At 57.4% G+C, this 12,728-nt stretch carries 13 protein-coding genes; 8 read left to right on the top strand and 5 right to left on the bottom strand.

What is annotated here, in order from left to right; all coding sequences use genetic code 11:
* Positions 1-436 precede the first annotated feature (436 nt).
* Entirely contained in the window at positions 437-1,924 is a 1,488-nt protein-coding gene (gene istA / locus ACEN42_RS21450) for an IS21 family transposase (protein WP_371880031.1), read from the top strand.
* Positions 1,921-2,772, top strand: coding sequence for an IS21-like element helper ATPase IstB (istB, locus tag ACEN42_RS21445; protein WP_371880030.1), 852 nt, complete (start codon positions 1,921-1,923; stop codon positions 2,770-2,772). The genes istA and istB overlap by 4 nt, the downstream gene beginning before the upstream one ends.
* A gap of 532 nt (positions 2,773-3,304) precedes the next feature.
* Here the strand turns inward: istB and ACEN42_RS21440 are convergent.
* The 5 genes from ACEN42_RS21440 to ACEN42_RS21420 all read right to left on the bottom strand — a co-directional run bounded on the left by ACEN42_RS21440 (position 3,305) and on the right by ACEN42_RS21420 (position 7,286).
* Positions 3,305-3,901 carry a hypothetical protein gene (locus ACEN42_RS21440; RefSeq protein WP_371881370.1) on the bottom strand — a complete coding sequence of 199 codons (597 nt, stop codon included), beginning with the start codon at positions 3,899-3,901 and terminating at the stop codon, positions 3,305-3,307.
* Between the two features lie 116 nt (positions 3,902-4,017).
* Complete coding sequence (locus ACEN42_RS21435) at positions 4,018-4,557, bottom strand: HEPN/Toprim-associated domain-containing protein (RefSeq protein ID WP_371881369.1); 540 nt, start codon at positions 4,555-4,557, stop codon at positions 4,018-4,020.
* Positions 4,558-4,817: 260 nt separating this feature from the next.
* Positions 4,818-5,375: a HEPN/Toprim-associated domain-containing protein gene (locus ACEN42_RS21430; RefSeq protein ID WP_371882271.1), complete on the bottom strand. Its 558-nt coding sequence runs from the start codon at positions 5,373-5,375 to the stop codon at positions 4,818-4,820.
* Between the two features lie 61 nt (positions 5,376-5,436).
* The gene (locus ACEN42_RS21425) at positions 5,437-6,774 is read right to left on the bottom strand and encodes an IS4 family transposase (protein WP_371880870.1); all 1,338 of its coding nucleotides are present in this window, start codon (positions 6,772-6,774) and stop codon (positions 5,437-5,439) included.
* Between the two features lie 290 nt (positions 6,775-7,064).
* The gene (locus tag ACEN42_RS21420; protein ID WP_371881368.1) at positions 7,065-7,286 is read right to left on the bottom strand and encodes a hypothetical protein; all 222 of its coding nucleotides are present in this window, start codon (positions 7,284-7,286) and stop codon (positions 7,065-7,067) included.
* 839 nt (positions 7,287-8,125) lie between these two features.
* On the opposite strand from ACEN42_RS21420, the gene ACEN42_RS21415 reads away from it, so the two are divergent.
* From ACEN42_RS21415 to ACEN42_RS21390, 6 genes are all read left to right on the top strand, one after another.
* Positions 8,126-8,572 carry a hypothetical protein gene (locus ACEN42_RS21415; RefSeq protein ID WP_371881367.1) on the top strand — a complete coding sequence of 149 codons (447 nt, stop codon included), beginning with the start codon at positions 8,126-8,128 and terminating at the stop codon, positions 8,570-8,572.
* A gap of 632 nt (positions 8,573-9,204) precedes the next feature.
* Positions 9,205-9,699, top strand: a complete 495-nt coding sequence (locus ACEN42_RS21410) for a hypothetical protein (protein ID WP_371881366.1) — start codon at positions 9,205-9,207, stop codon at positions 9,697-9,699.
* 586 nt (positions 9,700-10,285) lie between these two features.
* Complete coding sequence (locus ACEN42_RS21405) at positions 10,286-10,684, top strand: hypothetical protein (protein WP_371881365.1); 399 nt, start codon at positions 10,286-10,288, stop codon at positions 10,682-10,684.
* A gap of 134 nt (positions 10,685-10,818) precedes the next feature.
* Entirely contained in the window at positions 10,819-11,250 is a 432-nt protein-coding gene (locus ACEN42_RS21400) for a hypothetical protein (RefSeq protein WP_371881364.1), read from the top strand.
* Between the two features lie 79 nt (positions 11,251-11,329).
* Entirely contained in the window at positions 11,330-11,812 is a 483-nt protein-coding gene (locus ACEN42_RS21395) for a hypothetical protein (protein ID WP_371881363.1), read from the top strand.
* A gap of 87 nt (positions 11,813-11,899) precedes the next feature.
* Complete coding sequence (locus tag ACEN42_RS21390) at positions 11,900-12,526, top strand: hypothetical protein (RefSeq protein WP_371881362.1); 627 nt, start codon at positions 11,900-11,902, stop codon at positions 12,524-12,526.
* Positions 12,527-12,728: the final 202 nt, after the last annotated feature.

The following is a 12,728-nucleotide window of genomic DNA, read 5'->3' as shown; positions in this document are numbered from 1 at the left end:
GCGAATCCCAGTAACATGCACTCTTCGGACAGTTTGGCGTGTGTTTCATACACTTTTCGGACAAGCCGGCCCGGCCGATGCTCGCAATCGCTCAGGATCCGGACAGCACCTCTGAACACGGAGGAGGCCGCGAGGTCGTCCAGGGCCTTCGTGGAACGCTATGCGCTATACCTCACCGGCTTGAAAACCGGTGCGTCCCGCGCAACCATGCCGCGCGTCAAACAAGATGAGAGCAGCGCGTCGATCAGGATGAGAGTACTGGCGTTGCGGCAGCGGTGGAGGGCGTAGCCCGGAACCGCTGCCGCAACGCCGCGCCGAGGAGTTCACCCCGCTACCGGGGTGCCTTGTCGGTGGTCGCGGTAAATCGGGTATGAACAGCTCTTCCATGTAGCGAAGGGAGGCTGAGTTGCCCGGCCGACACATCAACGACCATCAGATGAGGCTCTACATGAAGTACAGACTCAAGGAAGGACCAGCTCAAGCGGCTGCGCGCGCCGGGTTCAGCGCCGCCACGGGGTATCGCATCGATCAGGACCGGCGACTGCCATCGCAGAAGAAGGCGCCACGTGCGCGTCGCCGTCCCGATCCCCTGGCGGCAATCTTTGACACCGACATCGTGCCGCTGCTCCAGTCCGCTCCCGGCATCCGGCCTATAGCCGTACTGGACGAGATGCTTCGGCGCCATCCCGACCTCCCGGGCAACGTGCGCCGCACACTGGAGCGCCGTATTCGCGACTGGCGCGCACTCCATGGCGAGGAGCATGACGTTATGTTCCGTCAGGTTCACGAACCCGGTCGTCTCGGGTTGTCCGACTTCACAGAGATGGACAGCCTGGGCGTCACCGTGGCGGGTGTCGCGCTTGACCACCGCCTCTATCACTTTCGGCTGGCCTGCTCGGGCTTTGAGCACGCTCACGTCATTCTCGGCGGCGAGAGCTATGTCGCGCTGGCTGAAGGGCTGCAGAATGCCATCTGGGCACTCGGGGGCGCGCCGCGCGAGCACCGCAGCGACAGCCTGTCGGCGGCGTTCCGCAATCTCGATGCCGACGCGCGCAAGGATCTGACCACGCGTTACGATGCACTGTGCGCCCACTACGGCATGCAGCCCACACGCAACAACCGTGGCGTTGCCCACGAGAACGGCTCCATCGAGAGCCCTCATGGCCACCTCAAGAGCGCAGTGCGTGATGCGTTGCTTCTGCGCGGCAGTCGCGACTTCGACAATCTCGGTTTCTATCGCTGCTTCATCGACGAGATCGTCGGTCGCATCAACGCGCGTAATGGCAAACGCATTGAGGCCGAGCGGGCACTGCTTCAGCCGCTTCCGGCCCAGCGTACGTGTGACTACGAGGAAACGCGCGTATACGTCACGACCACCTGCGGCTTCGTCCTGCGCAAGGTGTTCTATACCGTCCCGTCCCGGCTGATCGGCCATCACCTGCGCGTGCGCCTGTACGACGACCGGCTGGAGCTGTTTCTGGGCAGTACGGCCCTGATGACACTACAGCGCGGCCGTGCGGGTCCCAATGGCAAGCACGGCCACGTCATCAACTACCGGCACATCATCCACGCGCTGCGCCGCAAGCCCATGGCGCTGCTCAACCTGGTCTATCGCGATCAGGTCTTTCCGCGCGAGGCGTATCGACTGACCTTCGATCGCCTGCTCGAGCAGCTCCCGGAGCGTCAGGCATGCAGGACCACGGTTGAACTGCTCAGCCTGGCCCACGAGCACAACTGCGAAGCGCAACTGGCCCAGGCGCTGCAGCAGTGCCTGGACGATGGACAGTTACCCGACCTGGACGCACTGCGTTCGCGTTTCGAAGCGAAGCGCACGAACAGCATGCCGGAGGTGAACGTCCAGCTAGCACCGCTGAGCGACTACGAAGCCCTGCTTGACGACATGGCAACGGAGGTGACGGCATGAGTCTCGACATCGACGCCACCCGCCTGTCGCTGCTGCTCAACGATTTGCGGCTGCCCGCCATCAAGCAGATCTGGTCCAGCTTTGCCGAGCGCTCCGACACGGAAGGCTGGCCGGCAGCGCGCCTGCTGATGGCGCTGGCCGAACACGAGATCGCCGAGCGCGATCGACGCCGAGTCGAACGTCACCTCAGGGACGCCAAGCTGCTGCCGGGCAAGACACTGGAGAACTTCGATTTCGACGCGGTGCCGATGGTATCCCGCGCGCACGTCTCGGCGCTTTGCGCGGGCGATGGCTGGTTGCGTAACGGCACCAACCTGATTCTTCTGGGGCCGAGTGGGGGTGGCAAATCCCACCTGTCGTCGGCCATTGGACTGAGCCTGCTGGAGAAGGGCTGGAAGGTCCTCTTCGCTCGCACTACCGACCTCGTGCAGCGGTTGCAGCTCGCGCGCCGCGAGCTCGCGCTGGAGTCAGCCATCAACCGGCTGGATCGCTTCGACCTGGTCATCCTGGACGATTTCGCATATGTCAGCAAGGATCAGGCAGAGACGTCGGTGCTGTTCGAGCTCATCAGCGCTAGGTATGAGCGCCGTTCTCTTTGCATAACAGCAAATCAACCATTCGGCGAATGGGACAAGGTCTTCCCCGACCGGGCCATGACGGTGGCCGCCGTCGACCGGCTGGTACATCACTCGACCATCTTTGAGCTGAATGTCGAAAGCTACCGTCGCCGTACTGCCCTGCAGCGCAAGCAGCAGGGACCGGGACGCCCGGCCAGTAGAGCGACCCCAAAGAACGTTGGCGTGCCACCGACACAGGAGGATCAGCACGGCATCGACCTCACCGAATGACCCACTGTTCTCATCCTGATTGACGCGCGGCTCGTAGGCAAAGCTAGCCGGCGTCAATCAACTCCGGCATCATCTTCCACGCCAACACATTCTCATCCTGATTGTCGCGCAGCCAGAATACCTGCGGCGTCACCATTACACAGCAATCCAAAACGACTGGTGGCTTCAGCTTGATTGTCGCGCGACACCCACTCGCCCGCGTCAATCAACGCCGCGCGTCAATCAATAAACGCTTGCCAGCGTCAATCAACATCGGCATCATCATTTCTGCCGCGACATTCTCAACTTGATTGTCGCGCGTCTCTCATCCGGATTGTCGCGCCACACAACCAGGTGAATCGATTGGCGCCTGACTTTAAAGTTCGGTGCCATCGAATGGTGCTCGGCGATCGGTCGCTTCCCGAATTTCAGCGAACGCTGTTCTCGAATATCGCGCGACTGGCAGCGCAGCCACGCGACATCAAAGCGGTGACGTAGGGCAGCCTGGACGACACGGAACGCCACAATCGCACGTCCGAGTGCCCCAGCTCTCTCAGGCGTTGCAACTGTCGTTCTGGCGCTCAGCCAAGACCCGGTTGCGCCAGGTCCGGGCGACGCTCGTTCCGATTCTCTCGAACTCAATCCCACTTGCAACGCGCTCGAGGCAGTGCAATTCCTGCAGAGCGCCTTCGCCGCAACGTTTGCCAAGCCGTTCCGCAAATCTCAGCTCTGCGTCGAGGTTCCGCTTGCGAAGCTCCGCGCAAATCCAATCGACGGCTGCTTGCCATTCAGTTGGGCGAGCGTGCTTGGGGACACCCATCATCATCTCCGCATTCGCTTCGTCGAATGCCTTGGAGTGCAGGACTTCTTCGACTTCGCGCAGTACATCATCAGCGTTCCCGTCCGGCTTCTCAACGGCAGAGCGCCAATTGGGAAAGCGCGCTGAGATGGCCTCGACGAGCGCTTCCATGTCGAAGTCGCGCCAAAATCGCGGTAGCGGATTGTACGCAAATTCGAATGCGAAGAACAGGTGGCCCGCGTTCACGTCGGCGTCTCCGAGTCCGCAGTCGGACATGAAGTCGACGATGGCTCTGGCCACTTCGTTGCTGGTGGTCGTTTCGGCTTGTTGCTTGGATTCTTGGCTGTTCATGGTGTTTATCGTGGGAGAGACGCCGCGCAACTTCGTTGCTGATGCCGTCATATGTTGGTCACGCTGGAGGGCGTTTGAACTAGCAAGTGCGCGAGCTGGGATCGCGCGGGCGCAATTCAATACTCTTCTCGCAGCATGTCGTCGAACGCCTTATCGCCGCGATTGAGTACGAACGACGTTACATCAAGCTCGCATCTCGCGCTTCCAGCGGTTACCTCGAGCAACGCTATGGCCATGTTGTCGAGTGAAGTGCAGGGAAACCCGAGTACCGCATGTTCGGGCTGAATCCCGCCAGATGCTCGTTTCTTCGAACCCTTGATGAGATTCACGAGCGGATTGACTGTCGAGCCTCCGTTCCGCAAGCGCCGTCGAGCGAGCGTTTGCTCAGCTTCTACCGCTTCGGCCAAAACGTGAAGCCAGTTTTCGAAAGATGAGAGGCTGAACGTCTCACCATACGCTTGGGCGAGACCGCCCGTGAGCTGCACGCAATTGGAGTTCGATTGATAGCCGAATCTCTCAAGGTTAGCCAACACTTCCTTTTCTAACGTAGCGCGATGGAATCCGGCCCTACCGAGTCGTTGCCGAAGAGTGTCTGCGTTCGTCGAATAAACGAATTCGATGTCTACTGTTTCTGCGTCAGATTTGTCGGTGGTCATGCCGTAGGTCAGCGGATTGAAGTGCTTCTTCGGTCGGCAACGTACGATTCTGTCTTCCGGCTAGAAGCGCCAAGGGCTGTAGCAGTTCAGCGTGGTCGCGATTTGATAGCCGCCGATAGTGGCGTGTGCAAAGCAGTCCATTCTTGTTCCTGTGTCTTGTTCGTGAGCAAGCGCGGTCCCGTTCGCGCGGAAATGCATAGCGTCCGTTGCTCTAGTCGATACGTCGCTTGGTCGACAAATCTCAGCAAAGCAGCGACAAATCAGATGTCGTCGTACTGAGCCTGAGGCTTTTTCAGGAGCCGCATGTCGTCGAATGTCATATCGCCCTTGAACTCGACGAACATTGTGACTTCCTGCTCGCATAGCGCATCACTGGGAACGACTTCCAACATAGCCACGGCCATGTTGTTGAGCGAACTGCACGGAAAACCATAGAGGCAGTGCTCTGGCATCAATTGACGACAATCAAACCATTCGGGCGCGTCAGAACCACTTATTATGTCGACCAAGATGTTCTTGGGTTGTGCGAACTCGCCTGCATTGCGCCCAACGCGAGTCACACCCATCTCCACAGTTTTCGCGAGCGCGTCCATCCAATCGTTCAGCGTCGCAGCCCGAAATGCTTCTGCACGAGCCAGTGCTCTTTCAGCGTCGGGATATTTGTCGAAGAACAACGTGCCTTGACGTCGGCAAACGGCGTGGTAGTGCTTCTGGAACTCCTGCTCCAACGTCGTCCAGTTAAAGCCCGCACGCGCTAAGCGTCGGCGTAGGACGTCAGCGGTTATCGAGTAGACGAAGTCGCGCCTGAGATAGGGGATGTCTGGGCGGGGATGAGCCGGAACGGGTCGGCTGCGTATAACCCATTTGATTACACATAAGTCATTCGCCGAGTTCTTGGGCGTACTTGAGGCCGGCGGCGAAATCCGTCACTCGCTGCAGGCCTTGCCAGATGGTTTTGACTCCGGGTTCGCCGTCGCCTTTGCGCGCCAGGAATCCGCCGAGCATGGCGACCAAGCGCACGACCTCATTCAGACGCGGTGAGTTCTTCGGCGGTTTCTTCTTGTTGAGAATGAATGCCGCGCGCCATTCATCTCGCTCGAACAAGAGCGCTGCATCCAGGTCCGGGCAAGTTCGACCGAGTCGCATCAACCGAGCAATGCGCCATGCCACCACCATGAACAGCGCCAAGGCACGTTCAAGCCGTGCCATCGATGCGAGTTGCAACGCCTCGACCCGACAGCCGTTCTTGAGCACATGAAAGAATAGTTCCACCTCCCAGCGCGCGCGGTACCAATCAATAAGCTGCGCTGCCGCCTCCAGGTCGTTCACATCGCGGTTACTCAGCAGGCGCCATTCGATCGGCTTGACGCCTGCCGGCGGGTCGACCTCGCGGGCGACGATGCAAGTAGCACTCACCACGCCGCCTGCAGCATCAGTCAACGCAACCCGCTGCGCCCACACCTGCTGCCGAACCGCGCGCGCAGGCTGAGCCTGACGGGCTGCCAGCGTAAAGTGAATCCTGCCCGCCGGCTCACCCGCAGTCACTTGGTCCCACAGCTTGCCGCCGTCAGGCAAGGTGCGATTGTGCTGCGAGCGCAGTAACCAATCCGCCGGGTGGCCCAACTCCTTTGCTTTGACCATCAGCGCCATGATGTCCGATTCCCGGTCAGCCACATAAACCAGTCGCGTGGCAGGCAGTGCGGCCGCTTGTTCGGCAACCCTCTCATATCCTTCGGTCCAACGGGTGCTTTCCTTGATGCCGGGGCGCACACCGTCCGCACCCTTCGGCTCGCGCGCCCACATGTACGCGTCAAGCACGCCCAGCGGTTCGCGCGATGGCGTCACCGCGTAAGTCGGGTGCAGATACAGCCCGCGTTGCGCCTCATACGACAGCGGTCCCAACCCTGTGATGGTCTGACCGTTAAAGTCCAACTGCGTGGTGTCCTGGATGCATAGCACTACTTCGCACGCCCGCATTCGTTCGGTCGAACTCTGCCAATGTGGCGCCATGATGTCGCGCCAGTCCAACTCATCTTGCGACAGGAAGCGGTACGCTGCTGCCGTTTCCGCCCAGCCGCCGCATGCGTTGGGTATGCTTGCCGTCGGCTTCTCCGCCAGCCGCTCAGCCAATAGCACGGCACGCTTGTTCAGGCGTTGGTCGCCCAAATCGATGCCCTTGAGTTCTGCCGCTGCCCAGCTCGATTTCTCTTGCGTCATGTGCCGCCCAAAATGCAAGAGTTAACGCCAGTCCGAAAGAGTTTACAACCCCACCCGCTATGTCATTGACCGTAAACGACTTTTCGCGGCGTGCCACCGTCGCGACTTATGTGTAATGAGGTGCGTATAACCCTGTCTTCCGGCTTGAAGTGCTCCCAGACGGTGTACGAGTACCTCATTACATCGAACTCGTGCCCGCCAATCGTGATTTCTGAACTGCAAGCCATGTGTTACCTCTGCAAATGAAGAATGCGACGATCGAACAGATGTGATGTCTCGATTAGGCGGCATCACTCTGCGCGTACGCCCTCGAGTTTCGACAGGCGAGTCGAAACCGCACGCCAATATGGCGTGCTTGAGGACGCGATCTGGGCGAAATCGGCGGTTGAGCCCAAGGCCGATTTGCTGGAGCATTCTTCAAAGGCGAACGCAAGACTTCTTCCGCTCTGCGCGGCGCGACGGCTCCGTTTGGGCTGAGCATCGTCGTAGATGTCGTCGAACGACGAATTCACCGCGCGTCCTGTCGCGATAGATCGTTATGTCCGATGGCTTCAATATAACATAAAATTCTCGTTTTTTCCATAAGATGCGTGGAAAATTATAAGAAATCTGCGTTAATCAAGAAAACAAACCGAAAATAAGCGGCGTTTTTTTAGCGGGCGCTTCCCTCCGCCAGCGGATTCGCCCGCTTTTACGCCAGCCGGTGGGCGGTCGAAGAGGCGGCAGCCAAGAATGCGATGGCGCGCACAACCGGTGGGGACAAAGACGAAGAGCGCGGCATCGTCCGAGAGACAGCGGCGGCCTAGAGCCTCGGACCCTGGCTGCTGATCAAGAAGCATCGCGATGAAACGCCGACTACCCAACCCGCCTCCCGAACGCCGTCATGCGACTGCGAAGCGGTCCGTCCCGATCTTGTATTCCAGTCGACGGATTTTTTTTGGCGTGCTGCCTCTGACGCTCCATCGGCGTAGCTCGCGAAGCCGGTTAGAGTAAAACGCCTAATCAGAAAATCGACCATCGGACATGCGGAGTTTTCAGGATAGGCCTTTCTTGCACGTCTTTTTGTCGCGCCAGGGAGCTATTCAACATAATCCTCTCGCATTAAACTGCGAGCCATTCCTGAGTTACCGTTTGCCGGAACCGATAGGGTCTTTATCAATATCTTAAAATTCGAAGATTTGCTGTCAATACATGTTTTACATTGCCACTTCGCTAAAACCGTGTTTCCATGTGTGCGGTGTGAAGTTTGTCGTGCTAAGACGCAATCTAAAATGACATTGCCGTTCTAAAAAATTTCTTATTTATCGGGGTGTTTATGAGTGGTCCGATTTTGTTTGTTGCTTGCAGAAATATGAAGAAGTTCGAAGGTGAACTGCCGGAGGAAATTCGGAGCGAAGAGAAGTGCGTCAGCGCGAGCTCTAACCCGGACTGTCCGAACATCACGAATGGGATGGAGGCGGGCGCGACCTATGTGTTCGAGGAGGACAATTGGTATCGTGTCGCTGATAAGTGGTGGGAGTATGTGGATTGGGTCGTCAAGCTTTCCAATCTCGTTGGTCTGAATGGAGATATGCCTGAACAAAACAGCAATGTCGCATTTCGGGACCTTTTCCGATATGGCAACCACGCCGGAATAATCGGCCCGGTCGCCTGCAAGAAGCTGGCAGAGGACTTTTTCCTTTGGGACAACTGGGCACGCGCTTTGGACGACCGTTATTTCTATAAGATGTTCCGGCTGATGCGAAGGATGTTCGAGTTCGGTGCTGAAGACGGCGCGGTCTGGTTACGCTCATGCTGAGGCTGGGCGGGACCTCCTGCGCCTTGGGCGGATAGCTCCTCAAGCGAGCACGCTCGGTTACTTTCGGATGATGCGTTCCGCCGTGGACGAGAGCGGATCGCCCAATCGCTCCGAGCGTTGACAGCAAGGGCGCAGCGTTGTTGTTCACTCGCTGTGAAACGTCAGCCCAGACCCACGAATCTAGCCGTCGATGAGAACCAAGTCGACGCTGGCGAAACTCGAAACAACTCGGAAGCCTCGAGATGCGTCCGCAATCGACGTTTAGTGTGATTTCTCTAATTTGAAAATCGCTTAGAGATAGTCGGAGATTTTTGGAAGCGAATCTTTTCAGTGTTTTTTTGCTGCGCTAGAGACCTTTTCAACTGAATTGCTCTTACGTTAGAATTTGAACCATCACTTAATCAATCGATTCGCGAGAAGGCTGTCTGGGGTTAGCAAAAAAATGCGAAGTTTGAATTTTCTCCACCAATACGTGTTTTACATTGTAACTGCTCTCAATACAAGCTGCGTTCGCCGTCTCTGTCTTAACCGAGAGGGGCACCGGTTTCGTCGCTCCCTTGATCAGCGCGCCAAGAAATTGGCTTATTCGAGCCTGCGGCGCGCTTTTCAACTATTCAAAGGGAGCAGCACCGATGTCCGTAATGTTTGTGGCATGCAAAGGTCTTAAAAAATTCGAGGGTATCGTCAATGACGATTTTCGACGGGAGCACATCAACGTGGACGCGCTTGAAATAGAAGTGAAAGCTGGTTGGCCATGTCTTGCTGACGGCCTGGACATCGGCTCCGTCTACCTGTTCACAGAAAGCGTTGGGTTCGGCTTCAAGAGCAGATTTGATTTTGTCGTGAACCTGAGCAAGCTCGCCGTATTCGCTGGCTATGACTCCCGGATGCCAGCTGTCAACGACCCAGAACCGTTCCGCGAACTGTTTCGTTGGGGAGCCGAAGGAGCGATTGGTCCTGTTGTTTCCGCGAAGTTGGTGGCTGATTTCGTCGAATGGGAAGAGCCGATTAAGGCGCTCGGGGACGATGACTTGTATAAGTTCTACCGTCATATGCGCAAGATGTTTGAATTCGCAATGAACGATGGTTGCGTGATTCTCAGTTGGTCGGATGGAACCGCTGCCTGACTGAATTGTTCTTGGCTGGTGGTATCCCTGCGGCTCGACGTTGCTGAGCCGCTGCGGATGCCGAGTGCTCGCGCTAGGCGATGAGCTCAACCGCGAGCCCAATATGTTCCCGGATGCGTTAGCTGCCGTTTCTTCAGACGCCTGATGGACCTTGGCCGCCGTGTCGGGAAAGCAGGGGGGCGCCGCCTCAATCGCCTCGAGCGGTGACATGCGGCTTGGCGTTCTCGCTGATGTTCCGAGCGGCGAGGGCCGCCGCCGCGGCGTCTCCGGTTTGTGCGGGTAACCAGGAAGGCAGCAGCAACAAAGATCACGGCAGGAAAGCGGCTCGAGAAGCGAAAGAGGTTGGCGAATCTACCTCGAAAACCCCTTCCCATTCGCGGCTGTATTCATCCCCGAGGAAATCTTCCGTTCTACTTGTTAGTTTCTCGGCCCGTCATGCTCCTCCGATTGCGCTATACGACTCCAATGAAATCTACTGATGGGACGAAGATGTATGTCAAGTATTAACGCAACTAGCGACCGTAGAGACTACACGGCAAGTGCTGCCTTGGTACGGCTTTCCTGTTTCGACCGAAGGCCCGAGGGAATGGCCGAAATGTCGGATGTCACACCAGTGTTGGCATGCCGCATAGAATCATCGGTGGCCGACCACATCAAGACGAATGGCAGTCCGTCAAACGTCGCGGTCGGGTATTTTGGGAAAACCTCCCTGATGATGATTCATTTTCACTTCGGCGACCTCCAGGTCTGTTGGGTTGGGGATATACAAAATAGAACAATCTGGGAAGCAGTGGAACAATGGCTGCAGGAGGGACGAGTTCCAATCGTGTTTTGCGTCGGCGAGGGGAAGCATGTATCCAATGCAGTTTATGTAGAGATGTCAGGGAACTCCTTGCCAATGCGTTTGACCTGGGCTAGGCAGGGACCCGATGAAACGCACGCAGCGGGGCAATTTTTCATTTCCGATAAGCCGTTAGCCTCCTGAGCGTTGTCCTTCTGGGTGATGGAACCGGCAGGGACGAGCCTAGTGGATGGGCGAAAAGGCGAGGCCGGCCGCCAGCAGACGGCTTGCGATCACCACGGTGAGAATTCCGGCAAATGCAGCGACGCGTCTAACCGATGAGTCAATCAGATTTTTGGCACGCGGCTTACTGGCGCGCTGCCGCGGTGTGCCCAGCGGACGCAATCGCCGAGTTTCTCCGGACCTCTGACCTGATTGGTCGCCGGCTGCTGCTACCACGTGGCGTGCTCGTCAATCGGCTTGAGCAATTACATGCAACCTGGCGGTCGCGGCGGTGTTTTGAGCGGGGAGGTCGCATTGAGTCGCTGCCATACCGCATGTTCGAAGAGGAGGCAGCCAAAAAAACATCAGCGACAAGGACCGCAGCCAAGAAAGTGGACCGAGAAGTGAAAAAAGTCGGCGAATTCGCCTTCCAAAAACCCCCTTCTGCTCCCGGCTGTTTTCCTACCGCGGAAAATCTCCTATTCCACTCGTGGGTTTCTCAGCCCGTCATGCGCCCGCGATCGCACTATACGATCTGCGACGATTAATTCAGATTGATCGTCGATGCGCCTTGTGCCCAGCCCACTGAGGGAGGCGGTTCTTAATCAATGATTGAAGGAATTTGTTATGCCGGTAGTTTTTGTTGCCCGCAAGGGTTTGACGAAGTTGGATGGGAAGTTCGACGCAGATTTCTGGGCGAAAACCCTCGACAACGTGGTTGAAGTGATTGGTAACCCGGATTGCCCGCAGGCTGCAGACGGACTGGAAGTCGGCGGAGCGTATCAGTTCGAACAGGAGCAATCGTTCTCGGTTGCGAAGAAAGAACGCGACTTCGCCAAGCACATGGAGCAGTTGGCGGATATGGTCGGTTACCACTGGCGGATGGCGGGAGCGGATGGCCCCGGCCCATTCCGTGATTTATTTCGTCATCCTGGTCAGTTCGGTACTATCGGTCCGGTAACCTCCACAAAGTTAGCTGCCGATTTTGCGAACTGGGACGAGTGCGCGGGGGCACATGGGAAGCGAAGCTTCTATGCGTGGTTCAACTCGATGCGAGAGATGTTCGAGTACGCGAAGACGAATGGCGGCGTGTGGTTGCAATACGAGTAATGCGTCTCGTCGGTCACATGTTCACTTTGCACGGCTCTTGGGTTAGGCCGGATGCGTACGCGTTAGTTGATAAAGATGCAGAAAGAAATGGACGACATTGATGTGTGTGGCGGAACGGTCGAATCGGGAGCCTTGTTACCGCTGTGGGCGCTCGAAAGTCGAGCGCGTGAGCTGGCCGGATTGCGAGACGATACCCCGGTCTTGACCTGCAAGATAGATGCGTCGCTGGCGGATTTCGTGGCGTCGTGTGATGAAGGAGGGCAGCTCACCTTTGGATGGTTCGAGACTCGCCAACCAGATTTCATCCGTCTGCGTTACCGCGACGTTGAAATTTATTGGCTCGTCGACCACAGCGACCCAGAAATCTGGGAGACTGTTCGGAGGTGGACGCTCGCTGGACGAATACCGATTAGGTTTGAGATTTCCGATGCGGTGCAAAGGGAGTTTTTAGTCGTTACAGCGGATATGCCAACAGACACCGGCGGTTTCGACGATGCGTATCGTTACGCCGGAGGGGAGGAAGCGAGCACACACATGTGGATATGCCTGACAGCGCTGGCCGGAAACGGAAATTGGCAATACGACGAGGAGGACGGCGAGATATATGACATCTGGACGGTACCACTTCGACACAGTCTTTTTAGAGTGCTCTTGACTCGGCGCCGGGAGGAATACCTGAACCATCGAAATGATGTTCCGGTCGACGTGGACTAAGACGTGAGCACCTCAAGCATCATGGTGGCGTTGCTGCCTTGCTACATCAGATGCGGACCTGTTCACAAAAAACATTGGCGAGGGCAACACAAGCGGGAGGCCCCTCATTCGTCGCCGGGCGCGTCTCGTTCTTGTGGCGGGATGCTCGAATCTGGTCCTGCACGTGCTTGGGCCGCGATGGCATCCGTCAAGATTTGACCGG

It is taken from the genome of Caballeronia sp. S22, assembly GCF_964261745.1.
GTDB classification, from domain to species: domain Bacteria; phylum Pseudomonadota; class Gammaproteobacteria; order Burkholderiales; family Burkholderiaceae; genus Caballeronia; species Caballeronia jiangsuensis.
This window is presented reverse-complemented; position numbering and strand designations above follow the sequence as displayed.

Coding starts and splice junctions, on each gene's coding strand:
- istB (WP_371880030.1), top strand. CDS start 1,921: ATGAGTCTCGACATCGACGCCACCCGCCTGTCGCTGCTGCTCAACGAT.
- istA (WP_371880031.1), top strand. CDS start 437: ATGAGGCTCTACATGAAGTACAGACTCAAGGAAGGACCAGCTCAAGCG.
- ACEN42_RS21390 (WP_371881362.1), top strand. CDS start 11,900: ATGGACGACATTGATGTGTGTGGCGGAACGGTCGAATCGGGAGCCTTG.
- ACEN42_RS21435 (WP_371881369.1), bottom strand. CDS start 4,557: ATGACCACCGACAAATCTGACGCAGAAACAGTAGACATCGAATTCGTT.
- ACEN42_RS21410 (WP_371881366.1), top strand. CDS start 9,205: ATGTCCGTAATGTTTGTGGCATGCAAAGGTCTTAAAAAATTCGAGGGT.
- ACEN42_RS21405 (WP_371881365.1), top strand. CDS start 10,286: ATGGCCGAAATGTCGGATGTCACACCAGTGTTGGCATGCCGCATAGAA.
- ACEN42_RS21400 (WP_371881364.1), top strand. CDS start 10,819: ATGAGTCAATCAGATTTTTGGCACGCGGCTTACTGGCGCGCTGCCGCG.
- ACEN42_RS21415 (WP_371881367.1), top strand. CDS start 8,126: ATGAAGAAGTTCGAAGGTGAACTGCCGGAGGAAATTCGGAGCGAAGAG.
- ACEN42_RS21395 (WP_371881363.1), top strand. CDS start 11,330: ATGCCGGTAGTTTTTGTTGCCCGCAAGGGTTTGACGAAGTTGGATGGG.
- ACEN42_RS21425 (WP_371880870.1), bottom strand. CDS start 6,774: ATGACGCAAGAGAAATCGAGCTGGGCAGCGGCAGAACTCAAGGGCATC.
- ACEN42_RS21440 (WP_371881370.1), bottom strand. CDS start 3,901: ATGAACAGCCAAGAATCCAAGCAACAAGCCGAAACGACCACCAGCAAC.